Source organism: Shewanella sp. KX20019, from assembly GCF_016757755.1.
Lineage (GTDB): Bacteria > Pseudomonadota > Gammaproteobacteria > Enterobacterales > Shewanellaceae > Shewanella.
Map to the genome: position 1 here is coordinate 775,211 of NZ_CP068437.1, position 21,279 is coordinate 796,489.

19 protein-coding genes and 1 pseudogene are annotated in these 21,279 nt (G+C 42.6%); 8 read left to right on the top strand and 12 right to left on the bottom strand.

All coding sequences use genetic code 11. The annotated features are described in order from the left end of the window. Positions 1 to 10: 10 nt before the first annotated feature. From lanKC to JK628_RS03410, 6 genes and pseudogenes are all read right to left on the bottom strand, one after another. Positions 11 to 2,674, bottom strand: coding sequence for a class III lanthionine synthetase LanKC (gene lanKC / locus JK628_RS03385; RefSeq protein ID WP_202287873.1), 2,664 nt, complete (start codon positions 2,672 to 2,674; stop codon positions 11 to 13). 123 nt (positions 2,675 to 2,797) lie between these two features. After that, the gene (locus JK628_RS23550; RefSeq protein ID WP_202287874.1) at positions 2,798 to 2,896 is read right to left on the bottom strand and encodes a class III lanthipeptide; all 99 of its coding nucleotides are present in this window, start codon (positions 2,894 to 2,896) and stop codon (positions 2,798 to 2,800) included. 36 nt (positions 2,897 to 2,932) lie between these two features. Further along, complete coding sequence (locus tag JK628_RS03395; protein WP_202287875.1) at positions 2,933 to 3,037, bottom strand: class III lanthipeptide; 105 nt, start codon at positions 3,035 to 3,037, stop codon at positions 2,933 to 2,935. Positions 3,038 to 3,073: 36 nt separating this feature from the next. Continuing rightward, positions 3,074 to 3,178: a class III lanthipeptide gene (locus JK628_RS03400; protein ID WP_202287876.1), complete on the bottom strand. Its 105-nt coding sequence runs from the start codon at positions 3,176 to 3,178 to the stop codon at positions 3,074 to 3,076. Positions 3,179 to 3,214: 36 nt separating this feature from the next. Next, on the bottom strand, positions 3,215 to 3,322 hold the full coding sequence (locus JK628_RS03405; RefSeq protein ID WP_202287877.1) for a class III lanthipeptide: 108 nt from the start codon (positions 3,320 to 3,322) through the stop codon (positions 3,215 to 3,217). Positions 3,323 to 3,662: 340 nt separating this feature from the next. After that, positions 3,663 to 4,712: pseudogene (locus JK628_RS03410) on the bottom strand (ISAs1 family transposase); the annotation flags it as partial. 62 nt (positions 4,713 to 4,774) lie between these two features. On the opposite strand from JK628_RS03410, the gene JK628_RS03415 reads away from it, so the two are divergent. Continuing rightward, a protein-coding gene (locus tag JK628_RS03415) for an IS3 family transposase (protein WP_202287878.1) occupies positions 4,775 to 5,949 on the top strand; the annotation gives its coding sequence in 2 pieces (ribosomal slippage) (positions 4,775 to 5,021 and positions 5,021 to 5,949; 1,176 coding nt in all). 47 nt (positions 5,950 to 5,996) lie between these two features. On the opposite strand, the gene JK628_RS03420 is transcribed toward JK628_RS03415, so the two are convergent. Further along, positions 5,997 to 6,722 (bottom strand): sterol desaturase family protein, encoded by a 726-nt coding sequence (locus tag JK628_RS03420; RefSeq protein WP_202287879.1) that lies wholly within the window; start codon positions 6,720 to 6,722, stop codon positions 5,997 to 5,999. Positions 6,723 to 7,116: 394 nt separating this feature from the next. On the opposite strand from JK628_RS03420, the gene JK628_RS03425 reads away from it, so the two are divergent. Together JK628_RS03425 and JK628_RS03430 are read left to right on the top strand one after the other, a co-directional pair. Next, positions 7,117 to 7,401 carry a hypothetical protein gene (locus tag JK628_RS03425; RefSeq protein ID WP_237524128.1) on the top strand — a complete coding sequence of 95 codons (285 nt, stop codon included), beginning with the start codon at positions 7,117 to 7,119 and terminating at the stop codon, positions 7,399 to 7,401. An 87-nt stretch (positions 7,402 to 7,488) separates the two neighbouring features. Further along, a complete protein-coding gene (locus JK628_RS03430) occupies positions 7,489 to 8,280 on the top strand; it encodes a Crp/Fnr family transcriptional regulator (protein ID WP_237524129.1) in 792 nt (263 codons plus the stop codon). 93 nt (positions 8,281 to 8,373) lie between these two features. On the opposite strand, the gene JK628_RS03435 is transcribed toward JK628_RS03430, so the two are convergent. The 3 genes from JK628_RS03435 to JK628_RS03445 all read right to left on the bottom strand — a co-directional run bounded on the left by JK628_RS03435 (position 8,374) and on the right by JK628_RS03445 (position 12,357). After that, on the bottom strand, positions 8,374 to 9,111 hold the full coding sequence (locus tag JK628_RS03435; RefSeq protein ID WP_202287880.1) for a pseudouridine synthase: 738 nt from the start codon (positions 9,109 to 9,111) through the stop codon (positions 8,374 to 8,376). Between the two features lie 8 nt (positions 9,112 to 9,119). Further along, positions 9,120 to 9,830 (bottom strand): DUF998 domain-containing protein, encoded by a 711-nt coding sequence (locus tag JK628_RS03440; RefSeq protein WP_202287881.1) that lies wholly within the window; start codon positions 9,828 to 9,830, stop codon positions 9,120 to 9,122. A gap of 238 nt (positions 9,831 to 10,068) precedes the next feature. Beyond that, positions 10,069 to 12,357: a S9 family peptidase gene (locus JK628_RS03445; protein ID WP_202287882.1), complete on the bottom strand. Its 2,289-nt coding sequence runs from the start codon at positions 12,355 to 12,357 to the stop codon at positions 10,069 to 10,071. A gap of 150 nt (positions 12,358 to 12,507) precedes the next feature. Between JK628_RS03445 and JK628_RS23420 the strand changes: the two genes are divergently transcribed. Next, entirely contained in the window at positions 12,508 to 12,636 is a 129-nt protein-coding gene (locus tag JK628_RS23420) for a hypothetical protein (protein ID WP_272931642.1), read from the top strand. Here JK628_RS23420 and JK628_RS03450 read toward each other — a convergent pair. Then, a complete protein-coding gene (locus tag JK628_RS03450) occupies positions 12,633 to 14,012 on the bottom strand; it encodes a Na+/H+ antiporter NhaC family protein (protein ID WP_443019987.1) in 1,380 nt (459 codons plus the stop codon). The two genes, JK628_RS23420 and JK628_RS03450, sit on opposite strands and share 4 nt — an antisense overlap. Positions 14,013 to 14,348: 336 nt before the next feature. On the opposite strand from JK628_RS03450, the gene JK628_RS03455 reads away from it, so the two are divergent. From JK628_RS03455 to JK628_RS03470, 4 genes are all read left to right on the top strand, one after another. Beyond that, positions 14,349 to 14,873, top strand: a complete 525-nt coding sequence (locus JK628_RS03455; RefSeq protein WP_202287883.1) for a DUF3087 domain-containing protein — start codon at positions 14,349 to 14,351, stop codon at positions 14,871 to 14,873. Positions 14,874 to 15,516: 643 nt separating this feature from the next. Then, positions 15,517 to 16,797, top strand: a complete 1,281-nt coding sequence (locus JK628_RS03460) for an O-acetylhomoserine aminocarboxypropyltransferase/cysteine synthase family protein (RefSeq protein ID WP_202287884.1) — start codon at positions 15,517 to 15,519, stop codon at positions 16,795 to 16,797. Positions 16,798 to 17,077: 280 nt separating this feature from the next. After that, positions 17,078 to 18,958: a tetratricopeptide repeat-containing diguanylate cyclase gene (locus tag JK628_RS03465; protein ID WP_202287885.1), complete on the top strand. Its 1,881-nt coding sequence runs from the start codon at positions 17,078 to 17,080 to the stop codon at positions 18,956 to 18,958. Positions 18,959 to 19,261: 303 nt separating this feature from the next. Further along, complete coding sequence (locus JK628_RS03470; RefSeq protein ID WP_202287886.1) at positions 19,262 to 20,428, top strand: porin; 1,167 nt, start codon at positions 19,262 to 19,264, stop codon at positions 20,426 to 20,428. Between the two features lie 80 nt (positions 20,429 to 20,508). Here JK628_RS03470 and JK628_RS03475 read toward each other — a convergent pair whose 3' ends face one another. Further along, positions 20,509 to 21,219: an oxidative stress defense protein gene (locus JK628_RS03475; protein ID WP_202287887.1), complete on the bottom strand. Its 711-nt coding sequence runs from the start codon at positions 21,217 to 21,219 to the stop codon at positions 20,509 to 20,511. Positions 21,220 to 21,279: the final 60 nt, after the last annotated feature.

Consider the following 21,279-nt stretch of genomic DNA (forward strand, 5'->3'; position numbering starts at 1 on the left):
TATACCCTTATTAGCCTAAGTCATGTAACCAACGAGGCTGTCCATCAACGAGCCTCTGCAGAAACAACCCTATACCTGAAGAACCAAACGCTAAATCAGTGGATAAGCGTTGTGCAAATTTACCCGGATAGATATGGCCATTAGGTTTTTCGATTGAAAATTGCATTATGCTATCCGCGATATGACGAGCTGACTGTAGGTAAATTGGATCCTTAGTTGCTCGATTAATATCCAGTAATAACTCCCCTAATCCAGCTAGTCCATTAAAGCTGCCTTGCTCTGCGGAATATCGAGAAAAATTATTGGTCGCCAAAGGTTGTAATAAGTTGAGATAGAAAATGGATTGGGTAACTTCATAGAATCGAACTATCACAGCGCCAATCCCAGCTGCGCCAAACTCCCAGTAAGGAAGGCGTTGGTCGCTATCGGATGTTTCTCCCCAGCTCAGAGGGTTTTTAGCTTCTAAGCCAATATTGATATCATAGCGTATGGCATCTTCAGCTTGCTCTAAGGTGTCTTTGGAGCCGTTGAACTTATAAAGCTGTAACAGAAATAGTGCTATGCCTGAGCTACCATGTATTAGACCTATATGCTCTTTACTGTCATCTTCTTGCGGGTATCGTGTGCCACTGGAGCTGGCAATACTCATACTCTCAAGTCGACATGCGATATCAGCAGCATATTCCAAATAACTGTCATCATTAGTTTTCTTGTAAACTGAAAGTAACATGAACCCAATACCCGCTAAGCCATATCCAAAACTGCAGCATTGATTCAATAGCGGGGATTGAATACTCTTTCGGGCTAAATACTCGGCTTTCTCTAGTCGCCCAATCTCAATTTCTGCCAATGCCATACCCGCAGAACCAACTAATATCCCCGGTGCGACATTGGTTTGCATTGCATTATCTATTTTATCTATAAGGTGATTAGGTACCGTTCTTCCTGCGCGGGTGAGCATCACTGCTGGTCCGTAGTAGCCGTATGCAATGGCATTTTTATGTAAGTCGAAGGCTCTGTAATCTAGAGGAACGAAGTTTTTACTCGTCTTACGTTCAACTCCTGTTTCAATAAAGCGGGCAATCTCGCTAACTTCATGCTGGATCTGTTTGTCGTCGAATAGGCTCGGAGTCGAGGGTAATATCTTGTATGGTTGCGCATGCTTTTCAGCTATTTGTGGTTGGAACTGCTGCGCTAAGGTGAAAACTAGTTTTTTCGCTTCTAGATGCTGACTATTGGCAAGAAGTTTAATGACCTCGCTAATACGAGTATCTAATTTACAATCTTGTTCTAGCTTAGTTAATAGTTTCCAGCAAATGGGTTTATGGAGATCGAAAAAATTTTGAATGGGTAATATCATGCTATAAAGCACCATTGAAAGAGCATACCAGTCACCCGCAAACGTATTGCCGTTTTTAAGCAGTAAGTCATAATCACTAAAGCCTGGCGTTGTCAGCACCGGAATATTTTCTCTGTCTATCACAACATTCTCATGATCCAATTTGTAAGAGCCATCAAAGTCTATGAAGCGAATAGTGTGTCTTTCTCCATCAACCATAATATTATTTGGAGAAATATCACCTAATACTATGTTTGCATCATGTGCGACTTCAATTGCTTCAATACAACTATTAGCGATCCAAGCGAACACACCTTTGAATCGCTCAGCAGATGCACTCGTTCCTGTAAATGGCACTAGAGTACATTCATTACTGGCTCTAAATTGCCTTAATGTGATCCCCGTTACAAACTCTTCAACAAGGAATGAGTGCTCCCACTCAAGAAACCAATCGATCGCTTTTGGAAAGTACTGACAATCTTGCAGTGCCTGCAAAGTGTCGTATTCGTTTTGTAGTACTCTTTCGGCATAGACGCTGGCCTTAGTCATAGAGCGAAAGCTGATATTAGGGCGAGCTTCCTTTATAACCACTTCTGATTTTGTCTTTAGATCTAGGGCTTTATATACACCTCCACTATTTGAAAATGCCAATGCCTCGAGTATTTGATAGCGTTGTTTTAGGGGCGTGTTGGTTTCATTTATTGGTAGTGGTTCGGGAAACGGTTCAGCAATCCAATCTGGTAATTGATAGAAGGGTGTTCGAAGATCCTCCGTGAGCAGTCCGGTGTTATTTTTGATGCAAGCGACTGATTTTCCGCTTACTTGAAGCTTGGGTAAAAGTAAAAATCCACCATAGCGATAGTGAACTACTTGACTATCTTTGTATCGTTTATCTGACAGTATATAGGGGCCACTGTTGGCTTCTAGAGCGACGTGAAGTGCGTCTATTAGCGTACGAAAAATGGCATTATTCTGTGGATATATTGTAATCAGCTTTCCTGCACTGCTACGCGAACATGACTTTGAATTCATATTCCCAGCAATATCTTTGCGACAAATAACTTTAAATGCAGTTCCATACTTTATGCAACAAGCGACTGTTTTTTCTATAACATCAATAATTTCATTCTGTACTGATGAAATGTGTATTTTAAAGCCTTGCAAGGGTAAATTTAGAGGGCCATTTGATGCTGACAGCCAAATGCTCTTACGTGTAATAATCCAATAATCAGGCAATAATTTTTTGATAGTATCTTCATAGAGTTCGTCGGCAGATAACTCCGTAGGGTGAGTAAAGAAATATCGATCTCCATACGTATAAAGATTATTGCTCATAAAAGTTCCTTTTTTTAATGCACGTAATATTCTAAATTAAATACGCCGCAGTAAAGGTAATTACTGCGGCGACTAAACAAATATTAGTGGAAAATTGTTTACTAATAATTGTTCACGGTTTTTCTAGTTTTGTTCACCGCAATGATTACTGATTGTGCTCCATTCCATTAACTCAGCATCGGAAGAACTAGTAAGCGATTGCAATTTAAGTATGTTATTCATTAAATCAATTCCTTTTGTTGGGTATCTAGTTTTGTGTTAGTCTTGTCCGCGGTCGCCGCAATGGTTACTGATCGTACTCCATTCCATTAGTTCAGCATCAGAAGAGGTGGCAAGTGTTTGTAGATTTAGTATGTTATTCATTAATTCAATTCCTTTTATTTGGTATCTAGTTTTGTATTAGTCTTGTCCGCGGTCGCCGCAATGGTTACTGATCGTGCTCCATTCCATTAATTCAGCATCAGAAGAGGCAGCAAGTGTTTGTAGATTTAGTATGTTATTCATTATTTTAATTCCTTTTGTTTGGTATCTAGTTTTGTATTAGTCTTGTCCGCGGTCGCCGCAATGGTTACTGATCGTGCTCCATTCCATTAGTTCAGTATCAGCAGAGGCAGCAAGTGTTTGTAGGTTTAGTATATTGTTCATCATTTAAATTCCTTTTGTTTTGATTGTCTGTTTGACAGAGTAAAGACTATTTGAAATTTAGTTTTTAGAAAAGCTGTAACAATTAACAGGGTAGTAATTGTGATTAGTTACACTAAATGCTTTAAATTGTTTTTAGTTTTGTAATAAAGGTCGCTGGCTAGGTTCAGGATTTGTTTAAAATAAACAAATTAATGGTTGTGTCTAATCTCTATATTCACATATTTAAACTTGCTAATAGTAGTTGCACAACATATTTTATTTTCACTTCGTATTTATACAAAGGTACTCATTAATAATTATTAGTGCGACGAGTGAGGCTCCCCCAGGGCAACCGCATGAGTGCTTAGTTTTCAACCTCCGCACTCAAGCCTGCAATTAAAACGCTTTCAAGCATCACTGGATTCATTAAACACCGCTTCTGTTTACCGACAATACTCAGTTTGGTTGGCTCTGAACGCAACATATTCAACGCCATATGACGTAAACAAGCTAAGTTTTCTGCACCGTTATCTTTATAAATCTGGCAAGCATCCTCATCCATACTGACATCGAGCACCCAATGCATTGACTCGATACCCCAATGTTCACGTACTGCAGACGCGGCCTGCTTAGCGCTCAATTCCTTTGAACTGATGTAGTAACGATACTCAAGTCCAACGGACTTACCCTGTTTGTATCGAAAGCTTTCTATCATGATGATACTTTTTAAGTTCTTCCACCGCGTAAAGTTGCCATCAAGCTCTTGCGCATTTAACACGGTGCATTGTCGAGACTCAATTCGACCATGTCCTTTTTCAAAGTCTATCTTACCCAATACGGCTAAGCGTGTTGGTTTAAAGGATTTTTCAATGGCTTGTCGCAACTTGCCTTGATTGCTTTTAACCGCGAGTAAATAGTCACCATCTTGAGCTACAATCGTCCTAGCTATCTTTGTCTGGCAAGCCATAGCATCAATTGTGACTACAGCTCCGCGTAAATCGAGAATCTTAAGCAGTTCTGGAATAGCAGTGATTTCATTGCCTTTCTGAGCCGTTTTAACCTGACCAAGCACGAGTTTGTTTGATGAAGTGTAGGCACTTATCATGTGAATGGTACTTGACCTGTCTTCGCGGTTATACGAACCACGAAGTGTTTTCCCATCAATAGCGATCACTTGACCTTCTGTCAGAGCATGAATCGATTGCATCCAGGCTAAAAAGCATTGTTGGAATTGCTCTGGTTCAATCCTCGAGAGAATACGAGCAATAGTGTCATCAGCTGGAATATCGTTTATAAACATGCCATTGCTTTTAAACCATTGATGGTGGTCTAAGATATACTCTCTAATATCAAACCAACCTTTAGCGCCCGCAATAACGGCGCAAAGGGAACCGAATAAGACCTCAAAGAGTGGTAAGCCCCTAGAACAGTAGACACTTCATAGAGTTATACTTAACCAAAAATATGAGGTGTTACATGCGCGGAAAACGATATCCCGATGAGTTCAAAATTGAAGCCGTTAAACAGGTCACTGAACGTGGCTATAAAATAGCAGATGTTGCTGACAGATTAGGGGTTACTTCCAAAAGTTTGCACAACTGGATTAACAAGTTTGATAAGCCAGAAAAGCAGCACATCACCATTGATAATCAGCAAGACGAAATACGTAAGCTCAAGGCGGAGCTTCGCCGTGTAACCGAAGAGCGAAACATCCTAAAGGAGGCCGCCGTGTACTTTGCAAGCGAGTCAAAGAAAAGTACACGTTCATAAAGTCTAGGCTCAAGCAGTATCCTGTGAAAATCTTATGCGAAATACTTGGAGTCCATCGTAGTGGTTTCTATGCCTGGCTGAAGGAACCTCAGAGTCGAAGAGCGACTGAAGACAAACGCTTGCTGGGTAAGATTAAACAGTTTTGGCTGGAAAGTGGTTGCGTTTATGGCTATCGAAATATCACCTTGGACCTTAAAGATGATGGTGAAGTTGTTGGTAAAAACCGTGTATATCGAATCATGAAACAGGCTGAAATTAAAGCTGTACGAGGTTATAAACGCAATCCAACCTTTGGCGGAGGCGATGTTAACCATACGGCACCTAATACATTAAATCGAGGCTTTGATGTCGTCAAACCCAATATGATTTGGGTGACCGATTTCACTTATATTCGTACCCATGAAGGCTGGCTGTATCTCACCGTTGTGATAGACCTTTTTTCAAGACAAGTCGTAGGATGGACGATGAAAAGTACACCGAAGGCAGAGTTAGTTATAGATGCTCTATTGATGGCTATATGGAGACGCTCACCTACAGAAAAGGTGCTAATACATTCCGATCAAGGAGTGCAATATACCTGCTCAGATTGGCGTAGTTTTCTAAAAGAGCACAACCTTGAAGCCAGTATGAGCCGAAGAGGAAACTGCCATGATAATGCTGTCGCTGAGAGTTTCTTCTCGCTGCTGAAAAAAGACAGGGTTAAGCGAAAAGTCTATAAAACCAGAGATGAAGCACGCTCAGAAGTATTTAACTATATCGAATATTTCTATAATCCAGTGCGGCATCATGGTAGTAATAATGGACTGTCTCCGATCAAGTTCGAGAAGCAGTATTATGAAAACCTAGAAAGGTCTAGAAAACTGGGGGCTTACCACTCATAACCTTCTGAAGCTACTAATTTTTAGTCGATTGAACAAATGAATAACATTCACCTTTCTTTTTTATGCACATCTTTATATGCAAGCATATCAAGCAAGCGTTCCTCTCTTTCTGCTGTAAAACCGCAAGAGTGTCGCCACTCTTTAGGATTCTCGTATGTGCCAAAAAGCATATCCCACCATACAATGTCACCGTAGTTATTCTTGTGACGCCCTGCCTGATGATGAATTCTATGCATTTCAGGCCTTTGAAATATATAACCTATCCAATGGGGAGTTTTAACATTTGTATGGTAGAAAAACTCGCCAATAGCGGTGCAAAAGGTATAAATAGCGGCGCCTTCAAGGGAGAGTCCTAGTAGGGTATAGACAAGCAAACTGCCTAAAATGGAGTTTACGACCATTTCACCAGGGTGTTTATAGAAAGATGTAATAACTTCTAATCTTCTAGGGCTGTGGTGAATCTGATGAAACCCGATCCATAACATATCAAATTCGTGGCGCCATCTATGCCACCAGTAAAATACAAATGTTGCAATAAAGTAGGCTATCAAGGCGCCTAAAGCCGGTGACGCTATTTCTGATAAATTAAAAACAGACCAAGAGGAAAACCACTGCTCCCATGAAACTCCTGCCAAAAACACCACTCTAATTTGAACAGCGTTAATTAATAGCACTCGAATAGGCCATGTTCTGATGCTGGGCAGAGGCCAACCAGGGATAGCTCGCTCCAGAATGAAGCAAGCGCAAAATATGATTAAAATTGTTGAAAGCATCCTTACTCTCCCATAAATACAATGGTTTGTTGTGGCTTGAATGAATGAAGGTATCACTCCTATGTCATTGTAGCAAAGTGGTTTTTGTGATTACCCATGGCCGCGTATTCAAGGCTGATTCAGCTCCTGGTAATATTTGGAATGTACTTCTACTTATGAGCGCAGTAGAGTGATGTCCAACTCACTGCTGGCCGTTATAAGCTATTGTGTTGCTGCTGAGGTTTGCACTGTAAATCTAGTCTAGCCAACCTCAAACAAACCAACTTTCGCTATAGATTTGTCCGATAACGGACATTCTTTTAATTTGTAAAACCGTACTCTGTTCTGTATCGAAAATACGCTCAGTTGTGTAGCCAAATTCACGGCTGAGTTTTAAATCTTAACAGGTGATAGAGTGAAACAGTTTTTAATGGTCATGCTGAGCTTGCTAGCTTTTAGCTGTGGGGCCAGCTTTGATGAAAAAGTAGCGGCTTCGTTTGCGGCTAAATACGAAGTTTGTGCCTTAAAGTTAAAAGATACTCAAGGTTATAAGCTTAAGGCGTTAGGGCTTAAAATTAAGGCCGATGAGATTGGCAGGGATAAGGTCAGTGCCGACTACGTTAAAGCCTTTATTAAAGAGAAGAATAAAGCTTGGTTGTTACCCTTGCATAAATGCAAAAAGTTCGCTGATAGACTTTAGTTTTTTGAGCGCTGGTCGCCATTGAAACCATCAATCAACATTGAGGCTGTCTTTAGCCTAACCGTTCTCCGTGGACGGTTTTCTTGTATGAATATGAAGCCCTTAATGTGCCATGATAATATTTGGCGGCCGTCGGTAGCACTCTTTCGTAAAGGTATTAATGTGATTGACTCAAAGCTTTTAAAAGCAATTAATTGGAATACTGAACTATCAGCTGATTTGACTGGGAAACTGTTGTCAATTGCGCAGCTAAAAACGCAGTTAACATCAAGTACAATGGATGGTTCAAGCATCGCGCATCAAGGAGCCAGCTTCATAGTGGAAGGCACGGTTACTATTTGCTTGCAAACTCCAAATCTTAAAACCGTCAATAACATAGTGATGGGGAAAGGTGATTGGTTTGGTAATTATGACAGCCGTAATAGCCTATATACGCCATTTTTCATTACAGAAATTGATGCTGTCACACTTATCCACTTTAGCAACTTCGATCTGCATCGCCTCGCGCAGGATAACCTTGAGATTTACAAATGGTTTCATTCGTTATCGTTAGAATCCAAAGCAAAATGGTTGCAGTCGCAGCTGATGATGAGCGAAAACAAACTTAAACGTGTGGTATATCTGCTGTTAGAGCTTGCAGCTCATATTCCTCTAATACGAGGTGAGACACCGAAGATTGATCTCTCTCAGCAACAGATTAGCCAGATAACCGGAATTGCCCGTCAGCGCGTGAATGAGGTTATCAAGCAATTAGAAAAAGAAAAATTAGTGGAAATTAAGCGCAGTTGTATCTACTTAACGAATCTAACAGGACTGGGTAGAGTGCTTGATAAAGTTGATTTGAGTATCCGTGATCCTAGATTGATGATTACTCATTGAATGAAAAAACCATCGTCACAATGGTGGTTTTTTCATCAGATAAAGTATCTATAAATGCAGGTGATAATTCCATTCTAGAGTAACCAAGCGCTATTAACTGTTTGCTAGTGTTGTAGCCTGTAGTGAAGATTGCAAATTGGTCAACTCTGCCGCGCTCAAAAGCCTCATCGACCCCTCTGCGAGATCCCCAAGCTGCAAACTCTGAATCGATACCCGTTTAAGGTCGATAACTTTGTACCCTAATGCCTGTGACATGCGGCGTATTTGTCTATTTAGCCCCTGAGTGAGGATAATTTGATAACTATCGTCAGCTAAGCGACTCATTTTGCAGGGTAGGGTGGTGATGTCTTTATAGCTAACACCTGCCGCCATCTGTAGGAGAAAATCATCATTGAACATGCGATCGACCCTTACCTGATAGGTCTTGCTGTGACCATAGTCAGGGTGCATTAGCTGGTGGGTCAGTTCACCATCGTTAGTCAATATCAGCAAGCCGCGAGAATCCTTGTCGAGCCGACCTACAGGGTAAAGTCGCGGCGATTCAGGCAGTAAATGCAGCAAGCTATTGGGTAGATGAGCAAGCAAACGACTATCAGTGCCGACGGCTTTATTGAATAACCAATAGGCTTTGGCTTCAACTGCGGCGATTAAGCGACCATTGACGAAGATCTGCTCTTGGCAATGCATGCCATTGGGCGTGTCGATTATCGTCACTGTATCAATGTGGTTCGCGAGGCGTGCTTCAATCATTACCTGACCATCTCTAATCAAGCGAGTGGCGGCGCGGCGAGAACAGCAACCGGTTAAGGAGAGATATTTAGCGAGTCTCATGGTTGGAATTATTGCTCTCCAGCTAGATAGCGTTGTGACAGTTCTCGGTAGTTTTTAATCGCAATTTTGCGAATAGTCCACGCAAAAGATAAACACCAAAGCATAACGACATTAGTTTGAATCCACATGGTGATAGCGACCCAACAAGGACTTGTTTCTGGATGTTCACAAGGAACAAAGTCGAGTGTACTCCAATCAAGCTGCACAACGAGAGCGGATGCGGTAATAAAGCCCAAAATACTTAGTAAAAAGATAGGTCCCTTACAAATAGAATTTTGACTGAATCGATCGGTGATGCATAGGAAGTACATTAACACGGTACCCAGTAGATATGAGGTTGACACTAGGCGGTGCATATCAAGATAATTAACTGGAAACATCCCCATCAATAACACCGACATGCCGACCCAACCACCGATTAAGGACAAATAGTGGCTAAAAAATCCTTGCTTAAGTAAGTAGAGCCCTAACATGGCTAGCATGATGCATATACCTGTGGTCATTAAGGCGATGTTGAATACAAATGCGAGCTTGGCATTGTTGTAGTCTCCAAGGAGATCAGAGCGACGATTAAACACTGCACTACCGATGTTTTGATATTCAGCCCATAGTGAGATAAGTACACCCATTGCGGCGATAAGAGCACCAAAGAAAATAGCCATCACGACTAAGCGGTGCAAGTCATATTGCATCGATTGGTACTTAATCTTATCTTCCATACTTGTGCACCATAAAAGACTGACCTTGCAGTGTCGCGTAGAGGAGGCATTATGACAAAAAGCACTGCTTGGATGCACTCTTTTTCAGTCAAACACCCATTGATAATGGCCTAATACTTAACCTGCCTCAATCATTGTGCTTACGCAAGCTGTTCAATCGATGCTAACGGATAAAAAAATGCGCTTCCCCCAGGATTAATTGGGCCAAAGCGCATATCTCATAGTTAGTTCTAGTGGATTACTTTTGTTGGAATTGGTACTCCTTTACGGGCTTAGCGCCAAGCAGATGTTCTACAAAATAATCCCAACGTTTACGCACAAAGTAGTCACTGTCATTTAGGAAGTGGTTACGGTTAGGGTAGATCATCAAGTCAAAATCTTTGTTGGCTTTTATCAGTTTATCGACCAGTTGCAGTGTGGCAGCAGGGTTAACATTATCGTCAAGTTCACCATGGGCTAGCAGTAGCTTACCTTTGAGTTTGGCAATACTGTCCATATTTAAGTTGCTTTGCTGATCCCAATGTTTGGCGACGGGGTAGCCTAACCAGGTTTCATTCCAACCGGTTTTATCGACTCTAAAATCATGGTTACCCGATGCAGCGACCGCAACTTTAAAAAAGTCTGCATGCCTAAACATCGCTTGTACTGTGTCGTAACCGCCAGCAGAGAAGCCGTAGATGCCTACGCGGTCAATATCAAGGTAGCTGTGTCGCTTGGCTAGATCTTTAATGGCTTGCACGTGGTCATCGACACCCGCTGCTAAATTCTCGTAAGCAACTAGATGAAATTCTCTATCGCGTTTACTGGTGCCGCGACCATCCATTTTGATGACAACAAACCCGAGTTCAGCTAACGATTGCGCTTGTTCAAAGTAGCTCCAAAATGACTTAGGAGTGAAGAAGTTGTGTGGCCCGGTGTAAGTTGCATCAATCACCGGATATTGCTTAGCCGGATCAAAGTTACTGGGTTTGTACATTATGCCGTATAACTTGGTTTGATTATCACTGGCAACCACTTGAAACGGTTCTGGGGCGCGCCAGGCAGTGGCCATTAGCTCACTCACATCCGGTGTGCCAACCGTCATCACGATCTTGCCGTCTACCGTGCTACGCACCTTGCTCGTTGGCACGGTTTGTACACTTGATGAAATATCGACAAAGTAGCTAAAGTCAGGTGCAATGCGCGCGCTGTGCTCTAGCGGTTCAGGCGTGAGCAAGCTGTGTCCCGTACCATCCAAATTAACTTTATAGAGGTGACGTAAGTAAGGGTCGCGATCATCGAATCCGCCAGATGCCTCGTAATATAGCGTGCGAGTTTTCTCGTCTAAGGCGCGGTAAGTTCTCACAAAGCAATCGCACTGAGTGATCTTATTTTTAAGCTTACCGCTAGATAGCTCATACAGGTAATATTGTTGCTTACCTGAGCGCTGACTGCTCCAAACGACCTCGTCTGACTCTGGCAGTACCCAAGCATCTTGCGCCCAAGGATCAAGAAATTGATCAGAGGTCTCTTCAGTAATTAGACGTACCTGATGATCCTCGGGATTATATTCATGGAAGCTGATGCGCTTTTTAGCGCGAGTCTGCTCTAAGAAGTAGAAGCGGTTGTTATCTTCCCACCATCCCCAGATCGGACCACCGTAGTAAGTTTGTAGTAACTTTGGTGCCGCTACTTTAGTCACCTTTTTACTATTAACGTCAATAGAGTATATATCGCCATATGGTAAGTTTTCATCGCCCGCGAGCGGGTAATAGTAGCTGTATAGCTTTGGGCGTAGGCCTTGGTCATGACTCGATTGGAGCAAATGCAGCTTGCTTACTTTTTCGCGGTTCATTCTATGGGTCAACACGGTTTGACTGTCAGGAGACCAGTAGACACTGAGCTTTTGTTTAACCATAGCGGGATCTTTATTGATATAGGCTTTAGGATTAACGTTTTGCACCGCATATGGATAACCTTCAGTGCCGTCAAATGTTAGCTGGCTAACTTTGTTGCTGCGGTTATCGGTTAAGTAGAGGTTCCACCCTTTTACGCTCAATGCATAATGGCCGTCAGGAGAGGAGTAGCTTGGCTGCTGTTTTTTGTTCTTTTTAGCGGTTTTTTCACAAAGGCTGCTGAGCAGGTCACATTGATAATCTTGCTTGTTATAACGCATCGTCAGCTGATTTTTCTGCAAGTCTACCTTGTGAACTTTAAGCTGAAATGGGCTGGATCCGTCATGTTCTAGATTGGCTTTCAGTATTTTATGATCAAATAGCGCTGAGACTTTAGCTTGCATTGGATTAACTAAGAAATAGCTATAGTTGCTGTCTTTATCGATTTCGCTAAACCAGAACTGGCTACTGTTATCGATCCATTTAGGTTTAACTGCAAGATTTCGGACCATGTTACCGACATTCTTCGGCAAAAATGCTTCGGCGCGCCGGTAATCAGCCTCAGTCAGCTCGGGGGAGACGCTTGGGGGTGGCGTCGTTGTGCAAGCGGCTAGCATTGCCGAAGCGAACAATATCGCTGATCTTCTAATCATTTTACTCTCCAGTCACATCACTTTTGTTTAGCGAATTAACAACAATTGGTAACATGATATTAAACTGGCTGGATAATGTATACGTTATAACGTTTTGTTGATGTAAATATATTAAGGTATAAAGAAAAGGATAAATAACAAGGTATTAGATTGGTTGTAGCTACAGAGCTAACGGTAGATGGGCTGCGCAGTAGTGATGGGGTAGCAAAAGAGCACCATAAAGGTGCTCTTTCAATCAGCGATAGGTTAGCTGTGGCTTATGCGGGCAATACCAGTTAGTTTCGCTTGCGAAAAACCACAATTAGCACCGCGACGACTGCAAGGATCATACAGTACCAAGCGTGGGCAACCACTTCTAATGGTGACAAGCTAAAGGTTGATGCAACTAATAGTGCTTGTGCGCCATATGGGATTAGACCTTGGATAATGCATGAGAAAATATCCAAAATACTGGCGGCACGTTTTGGGGTGACACCGTGCTTTTTAGCCAAGTCTTTTGCAATATCACCAGTGACCACAATCGACACGGTATTGTTTGCAACGCAAGTGTTGGTAGCAGCTACAATGCCAGCCATACCCAATTCTGAAGCGCGACATGATGCCTCGCCTTTAGCTTTTGAGAAACGGCTAATCAACTTTTCAATCTGCTTGCTAACAAATGCTAAGCCACCTTGCTGCTGCATCAGTGCGGCCAAGCCACCGACCAGCATAGACAGAATGAAGATCTCTTGCATGTTGCCAAAACCTGCGTAGATATCTTGACCAAACTGGATGACACCGTAATCCATGGTGAGTAGGCCAGTAACACCTGCTAGCAAAATGCCGACAGTCAGGACGACAAATACATTTAAGCCAGCGACAGCTAAAAACAGAATCGTTAGGTAAGGGATCACCTTTATAAAGTCAATCTCTTGCGCTGCCACGTCAGCTTGACCTTGACCGACAAGGGTAAACACAATCAAGGTGATAATAGAGGCTGGGATAGCGAAGATCAGGTTTTCTTTAAACTTGTCTTTCATCTCACAGCCCTGAGTACGCGTGGCTGCAATGGTAGTATCTGAGATGATAGATAAGTTATCGCCAAATAAAGCGCCAGATATTACAGCACCCGCCATAATCGCTAAATCAATTTGTGCTTCGTTAGCAACACCCAATGCAATAGGAGCTACAGCGGCAATGGTGCCCATTGAGGTGCCCATTGCAGTAGCAATAAAGGCGGCAATCACAAAGAAGCCTGGCAGCAATAAACTAGATGGAACCAGCGATAAACCAAGTGCAACGGTAGCATCTACGCCGCCAGTTGCTTTTGCTACTGCAGCAAACGCACCAGCGAGCAGGTAGATCATACACATCGCAATGATGTTGGAGTGACCAATACCCGCTAAAAAGGTTTCAATTGATTGGTTGAGTTTCTGCTTAGAGATTAGAATCGCAAAGATGATGGCCGGGAGAATGGCGACCACGCTTGGCAATTGATAAAAAGCAAAGTCGACACCTTGGCTTTGAAAATAAACTCCAGCACCAATAAACAGTGTTAGAAATAGAAATAGTGGTGTCAGCGCAAGAAACGATGGCGCTATTACGTCAGTGGCTGGAGCTTTAGGGGCGTTAGTGGAATTCGTCAATGTAATCTCTCTTCTTATTAAATCAGTCATCGAACCATTGTTCCCATTGCCCTCCTAGCTGGAACAAACTGTGTTTTAAATGATTAAACTCACAGAATGGTACATCTCAATAGTTGAGAGGATATGAGATCCAACGGCGCCTGTCAATTTAGACGTCTAGATGTTTTTACTTCCAAAGTGAAGGTTTGGCAAAAGTTGTGACATAGGTTGGGTTAGTCACTACTACTTCAGTAAGGGCTTAACTTGCCAAGTTTAGGCTATTAATACAAACGTTTTACTGCAACAAAGCGGATTTTACGAATATTTACTGCTAACTAAGATGCTAGAATAGCCGCCTTATTGTCCGCTTAACGTTGAGAGCCTTTGATGCAATTAATGCATATAGATAAACAAACCTACCGCAAGAATACTAATATTGTGATCGGCAGCTTTGTCGCCAGTTTAGCGATACTTGCACTGCTATTTGGCGCCTTGTTGATCCATTTTTTTGGTGCAGCCGATGTTGCGGGTGATGGTTCGACCGGTAATTTCCATCTAAATGTGATGGGAGTGATCATGGCGATAGTCCTCTGCAGCGGGGTGCTGCATTCGCAAAAGCATAAGCCCTTTATGCGAGAAGTTTATTATGTGTGGCGCTTAAAGCAGTTGAATAACCAGATTTATCGTAAGTTGGTCAAAATTAAAGTGGCAGCAGATAGCAACGACAAGAATGCTTTTATCATCTTGAGTTTTTATTTTGCTAGCCTAAAGCAAGTTTATAGCTTAGACGACAACACCCTAACCATATCGACGGTAGAGAATGATCTTGCGCAGCTAAATGCCAGAATTGCCGAGTTGGATATGAATATCTCTGCAGAGCAGTTTGAAGCAGACTTGTTAGAAAGGATCTAATACCGATAAGTTTGAGTTGTGTGGGTGAGTAACAAACTAGCCCACACAGCAATTCTTACTCGTTAGCTGTTGACCAAAGTGGTTCCAATGACCTGCGGTTGGCGTATGTGCAGACGTAACAGAGGCACGCAGAAAGTTCGTCTGACCTCCACGGAGGGAGGAAATGCCAAATTCTGTATGGAACAGAATTGGTCTTGGAAGCTCTACGATGGCATCCATGCCATCAAAGGCCTCAGCCGCATCTGCACTGGGTTATAAAAGCGAAAATTCTCAGCATTAGAGTTACCATTAAAAGCTTTTAAATTTCGCCGGGGCGCTGAGGGATTGACTCTTATGAAATCAAGAGCGGGCGCAAGCGCTTTCCCCTTTGGCTCTACTCTTGATTATAAGAATGGGCGAAGCGCCACGACGTTGATTTCGATTATAAAAAAACAGTAGCTGATATAACAGCCAGCACAGTTTGGTGCAGAAGAGAGTTAGCTTTTGCCTACAGTGATTCCAATGTTCTGCGGTGGTGCAGTACAAGGCATGCAGATAAGTCTATGTCTTTTAAAGTAACCCAGCATATCAAAAAACATTTAGACTTCTAGATGGCCGTTTGTTATGTTGGTATTTCATTCAAATTGGATAGGATATGGCTGGTATGAAACTGGAATCTTTAGCACTGCACCACGGATACGAATCGGAAGCGACCACCAAGGCTGCTGCTGTACCTATTTATCAAACCACCTCTTATACCTTTGATGACACTCAGCATGGCGCCGATCTATTCGATCTTAAAGTGCCTGGCAATATTTATACTCGCATCATGAACCCAACAACCGATGTACTAGAGCAACGCATGGCTGCCATAGAAGGTGGGATTGCTGCGTTAGCGCTTGCCTCTGGCATGGCCGCAATCACTTATGCGATTCAAGCACTGACCGAAGTGGGTGACAACATTGTTAGTACCAGTCAACTTTATGGTGGTACCTATAATTTATTTGCTCATACCTTGCCAAGGCAAGGCGTCGAAGTCCGTATGGCAGGATTTGATGAGTTCGACCAATTAGATGCCCTTATCGATGATAAAACCAAAGCCTTGTTTTGTGAGTCAATTGGCAACCCAGCAGGCAATATCGTTGACCTGCAGCGACTCGCAGAAATTGCTCATAAACACGGTGTGCCGCTCATTGTTGATAACACAGTGGCGACGCCAGTGTTGTGTAAACCGTTTGAGCATGGTGCCGACATCGTTATTCACTCGCTGACTAAATATATCGGTGGCCATGGCACCACAATTGGCGGGGCTATTGTTGATAGTGGCAAGTTTGATTGGGCGGCGCAACCTAAGCGTTTTGCACTGCTCAATGAACCGGATCCGTCATATCATGGTGTGATCTACACCCAAGCTTTCGGCCCAGCTGCATTTATTGGCCGTTGTCGTGTAGTACCGCTGCGTAATACTGGCGCGGCACTATCACCGCAAAGTGCTTTCTTATTACTGCAAGGGCTAGAAACACTGGCGTTAAGAATGGAGCGTCACTGCGACAACGCGTTAGCGCTAGCGCAATATTTAGAAGAACATCCTAAAGTGAAATGGGTCAATTATGCAGCGCTGCCGAATAGTCCATTTCAAGATAACTGCCACAAAATAACGGCTGGAAAAGCTTCCGGGATCATCAGTTTTGGTATCAAGGCGGATGACGGAAAAGTCGCTGGTGGCCGCTTTATTGATGCACTGCAGATGATTTTAAGATTGGTCAATATCGGTGATGCTAAATCGTTAGCATGTCACCCAGCTTCGACCACCCATAGACAGTTAGATGCGACTGAATTGGCAAAAGCGGGAGTGTCAGAAGATTTGGTACGGATCTCGGTCGGTATTGAACATATTGACGATATCATTGCTGATGTGGAGCAAGCACTAGTACGAGCCTGCTAATCCCGTCATCAAAGTCGGAAAGGTTAGCAAGTTTGTTAACCTTTTTTTCATTTTTAGTTTATACCTGTAAATGGTCGATTTTTAGCATTGCAAGCTACTAAATGGTTTGCTAGCTAGATTTACATGTCGAAAGATTCTGAATTTCGGTATAAGGATAATCGAAAGTATCGTGATGTTCTAATGCATAAACATCTAATTAAATCAACAAAGTATACAAAACATCCCCATGTGTTACTCTGAAAAATAATCACTTTTCAGAGCCTGTTATACAGAGCTGTATATGCATATAAAAACAATAGTAGCGGCCTTTGTCTTCCTTATTTCTACTTTAGTGACGCTGGTCTCTACGGCGCAAGCAAATGACGCGCTGACTCAATTGGAAACATTAGTGAATGAAGGTTCGCCCTCTGAGGGACTTGAATTACTTGAGCAGTTGGATATTAAGGCTAGTGAACTGACCGCCTATGATAATGCCCGTTTGTACTTCCTCTATGGCCAGCTATACGAAAAAACCCGTCAATTAGATTTAGCCATCGCCAGTTACGATATTGGGATCGCTTTGGTTGAGCCATTAGCGGTTAGCGATATTCTGATCGATAGCTATTTAGAGCGCTCTTTTGCTCTGTATCTGCAGACTAATGATCCCAATGTTTATTGTAGCGATCGGCGTAAAGCACTGGTTTTTGCTAGGCGTCATAACAACGCAACGCTGTTGGCAAAGACACTCACACAGAATGCCTTTTGCTATAACACCGCGACAACGGTGCATAAGGGAATAGCGCTACTCGACGAAGCCATGGTGATTGTTGATAAGAGTGAAACGCTCGACGTTAATCGCAAAGCCATGATTTACAATGCTACAGGTAGCCTGTATCGCACTGTAGGCCTGCATAAACGCGCTTATGATAACTTTGATAAAGCCTATCAAACCTGGCAAACCGTCGACGATAAAGAAGACATGTTTAATATGCAGCACAATATGATCAGCTCGGCGATAAAATTGAGCGACTGGCAGCGTGCCCAGGTTAATATTGCAGCGCAGTTTGCACTTGCTGAAGCTGCACCTGAGTTTGAAGATTTTTATTTTTTTGCCTACCTCAACTCTGGCCGTATCGCATTAGGTGCATTTGATTATCCATTAGCGATATCGAACCTTGAAAGGGCCATCTCCCTTAAAGATACTACTCTCGAGCGCTTTTTTGTTAGCGGTGCTCACCTGTTTCTTGCACAGGCTTATATGCGTACCGGTGAGACCGAAAAAGCGGCGAATATGGCTCGAATTTTTGAGCAAGATAAATCTTTTCCTGCCAATATGCGCAGTATGCTGCTGACGGCTGACGCCATTATTGCTTTCGATAAGCAGGAGTATTTAGTGGCAATAAATACGCTACTAAAATTGATTGATGAAGAGCGAGAGTACAATAAAAACATCATCGATAACGAAGTCATCGACTCAGCACTAGCGCATAATTCAAAATTGGCAGAGTTTGAGAATGAGTTGCTTTCCAATAAACTCGCGATTAATCAATTGAATCTTAAAGCTGCGATAGATAAAGAGCGTATTAATGAGCTTAAGCTGAGTATTTTTGTACTGGTCGCTCTGGTGTTACTAGCGACCGTGTTCTTCTTAATGCATTCTCGAAAAGTGTTTAAACGCCGAGCTCAAACTGACTTCCTCACCGGGATTGCTAATCGGGGGCATACCTTCAAGACAGGTGAAAAGATGATTGAGAAGTCGATTAGAAAACAGCAATCGGCATCGGTTATTGTGTTTGATATCGATAATTTTAAAAGCATTAATGATCGCTTCGGCCACCATATTGGCGACTTGGCCATTCAAGCAGTGACTAAACGTGCTGAGCGCTGGTTAAAAAAACAGGATTTAGTTGGTCGAATTGGCGGTGAAGAGTTTTTGATTGTGCTGCCCAATACCGATGAAAAAGCAGCTATTGTAATATCTGAACGTATTCGTAGCGCAATTGCATGCCAGTCTTTTAAGTTTGATGAGATCACCATCGAGTTTACGATAAGCCTAGGAATTGCCGTAGTCAATGAGCAAGCATTGAGCTTGAGTGCATTGCTTAAAGAGGCGGATAAAGCGCTATACAAAGCCAAGTTCTCTGGTAAAAATAAAGTCTATCTAGCACGACAATGCGCCTAAAATTGAGTGTTTAAACTTAATCGCCGTAGTTGAGTGCTGCGGCCTATCCCCTCCCTAGTACTCCTTCGTTATAATTGTTTTCTTTCTAATGCTGAAAATACGAGGTGGAGTATCTTCAAGCATTTCTAATCACTTTATATATAAATACCTCATTAGCTATCAACTTGTATTTACCTGATTTTTTGCTATGTTTTCTGTTTAGTGAATGCGGTTTTTGAGTAAGCTCCTTGGATACAAATTATCGATAACCGCGAGTGAAGTACGCTAAGGCTGATTGTAAAAATAACCAAGGTTGGAGATTTTATGAATAAAGCGCTAGTAGTATTGCCACTGGCAATGTTGGTTTTTGTGCCAACAAGTTTCGCGGTAGAGGTATTTAAAGATAGTAAAAATGCATTTGAAGTCGGTGGCTTTGTTGATGCCCGAGTGATTAATACGCAAGATGTCACGGAGGTGGTTAATGGTATCTCCAGAATTAACTTTGGTTTTACTCGTGAAATGTCTAATGACTGGAGGAGCTACGTCAAGCTAGAGTGGGGAGTAAACCCTTTTGGTAATGCGACGATATCATACAGTAGCGAAAGTAACTTCGAGACTAAAAGCGGAGACTTTTTAAACAACCGTCTAGGCTACATTGGTGTTAGTCATGCAGATTTTGGATCTATTGCGATTGGTAAGCAGTGGGGCGCATGGTACGACGTTGTTTATAATACCAACTATGGCTTTGTGTGGGACGGTAACGCATCTGGTACATACACGTACAACAAGTCGGACGGTGCCATCAATGGTGTTGGTCGTGGTGATAAAGTGATTCAATATCGTAATAGCTGGGGAGATCTAGGTATCGCGGTGCAAATGCAGTTAAAAAACAGTCAGACTGATATTGAAGATGATGGCAGCAACAATCCCAATCGATTGGTGATGACAGAGTACGACAACACTTATGGTATTGGCTTGACCTATCAAGCAACCGATAAGTTGGTTATTACTGTTGGCGGTAACATTGGAGAGCCTGAAGGTACCACGGCCAGTGGACGGATTATTTCTGAGACCGACTATATCTATGGCATGGGGTTAACCTGGGGCAGTTGGGACGAGTATGGTTGGTATGCAGCAATGAACGTTAACCAAAATGAATTTCACGATACTGATAACTTAGGTCGCTTCTTGCAAGAATCAGTGGGCCTTGAAACGCTACTCTCCTATTACTTGGACAATAGTGTCAAACTACTCGCCTCATACAATATATTAGAGGCCGGTGATGCCTATGAGGCGGCGCATCCTGGGGATGTGTTTAAACGTCAATTTGCCGTTGCCGGTGTGCACTATGTCTGGGATAACAGTGTGGTGCTCTACTTAGAAGGCCGTGTCGACTTCAGTGATTTCAGCAGCGCTAATCCAGAAAATGAAGCGATGCAATCGGTATCTGAAGATGATGGCGTGGCCATAGGTATTCGCTATACCTTGTAATCGACATGTAATGTTTAGTAATAGTAATTAAGGCTTCTCGAACGACATATAGTTTGAGAAGCCTTTTTAATTTATAGCCGTTATTTCAACTTATAGGTGACTTCCACTCTATCTTGAATAGTGACTTGCCCTTGTTGGTAGCTTTTAGGCACATTGAAATTATCACTTTCAGCATTCATTCTCATCATCATCGGCTGTACTGGACGTTGATCAAAATAGCGAATTTGCCACACTCCATCGAGCTCTTCGCCAAAGCCTTGTGCTATTTCCGTCGCTTTTTGTTGGGCATCTTTAATCGCTGCAATCCTTGCTTGCTTTAGGTATTGTGCCTCTTTGCTCGATTTAAGCGCAATATGATTAATACGGTTAATACCTTGCTCAAGCGCAGTATCTAAAATGCGATTGAGCTCTGCTAAATCTAAGACCGTCACGGTTACGCGACGATTGGCGCTATAGCCAATCAGTCTATTGGGCTTATTTTTCTCATAGTGATACTGCGGTTGTAGATTAATGTTGGCACTTTGAATAAGTTCGCTGCTCACGCCCGCTTTCTCTAAGCGTGCAATAAATTTAGCCACTGCAATATCCGACTCAGCTTTGGCGGCTTTAGCTGTTTCCGCCTTGATGACCACCTCCACGTTTATTTCAGCCATGTCAGCTTCGGCGACGATACTGCTAGTGCCGATGGTTTCCAGATGCGCAAAGCTAATATCGGCGGCAAATACGGGGGCTGAAATACTGGTTGATAGGATTAAAGCTGACACAAGTGCTGCAAGAGATGATTTTTTCATAACGACTCCAAAAGTAAGGCTAAAATTTGCCAAGATAAAACTGCGCTGTTGCTTCTAATT

Bases quoted from the DNA above. Each gene is read 5' to 3' on its own strand.
- lanKC (WP_202287873.1), bottom strand. From the start codon at position 2,674: ATGAGCAATAATCTTTATACGTATGGAGATCGATATTTCTTTACTCAC.
- JK628_RS23550 (WP_202287874.1), bottom strand. From the start codon at position 2,896: ATGAATAACATACTTAAATTGCAATCGCTTACTAGTTCTTCCGATGCT.
- JK628_RS03395 (WP_202287875.1), bottom strand. From the start codon at position 3,037: ATGAATAACATACTAAATCTACAAACACTTGCCACCTCTTCTGATGCT.
- JK628_RS03400 (WP_202287876.1), bottom strand. From the start codon at position 3,178: ATGAATAACATACTAAATCTACAAACACTTGCTGCCTCTTCTGATGCT.
- JK628_RS03405 (WP_202287877.1), bottom strand. From the start codon at position 3,322: ATGATGAACAATATACTAAACCTACAAACACTTGCTGCCTCTGCTGAT.
- JK628_RS03420 (WP_202287879.1), bottom strand. From the start codon at position 6,722: ATGCTTTCAACAATTTTAATCATATTTTGCGCTTGCTTCATTCTGGAG.
- JK628_RS03430 (WP_237524129.1), top strand. From the start codon at position 7,489: ATGAATATGAAGCCCTTAATGTGCCATGATAATATTTGGCGGCCGTCG.
- JK628_RS03435 (WP_202287880.1), bottom strand. From the start codon at position 9,111: ATGAGACTCGCTAAATATCTCTCCTTAACCGGTTGCTGTTCTCGCCGC.
- JK628_RS03440 (WP_202287881.1), bottom strand. From the start codon at position 9,830: ATGGAAGATAAGATTAAGTACCAATCGATGCAATATGACTTGCACCGC.
- JK628_RS03445 (WP_202287882.1), bottom strand. From the start codon at position 12,357: ATGATTAGAAGATCAGCGATATTGTTCGCTTCGGCAATGCTAGCCGCT.
- JK628_RS03450 (WP_443019987.1), bottom strand. From the start codon at position 14,012: ATGACTGATTTAATAAGAAGAGAGATTACATTGACGAATTCCACTAAC.
- JK628_RS03455 (WP_202287883.1), top strand. From the start codon at position 14,349: ATGCAATTAATGCATATAGATAAACAAACCTACCGCAAGAATACTAAT.
- JK628_RS03460 (WP_202287884.1), top strand. From the start codon at position 15,517: ATGAAACTGGAATCTTTAGCACTGCACCACGGATACGAATCGGAAGCG.
- JK628_RS03465 (WP_202287885.1), top strand. From the start codon at position 17,078: ATGCATATAAAAACAATAGTAGCGGCCTTTGTCTTCCTTATTTCTACT.
- JK628_RS03470 (WP_202287886.1), top strand. From the start codon at position 19,262: ATGAATAAAGCGCTAGTAGTATTGCCACTGGCAATGTTGGTTTTTGTG.
- JK628_RS03475 (WP_202287887.1), bottom strand. From the start codon at position 21,219: ATGAAAAAATCATCTCTTGCAGCACTTGTGTCAGCTTTAATCCTATCA.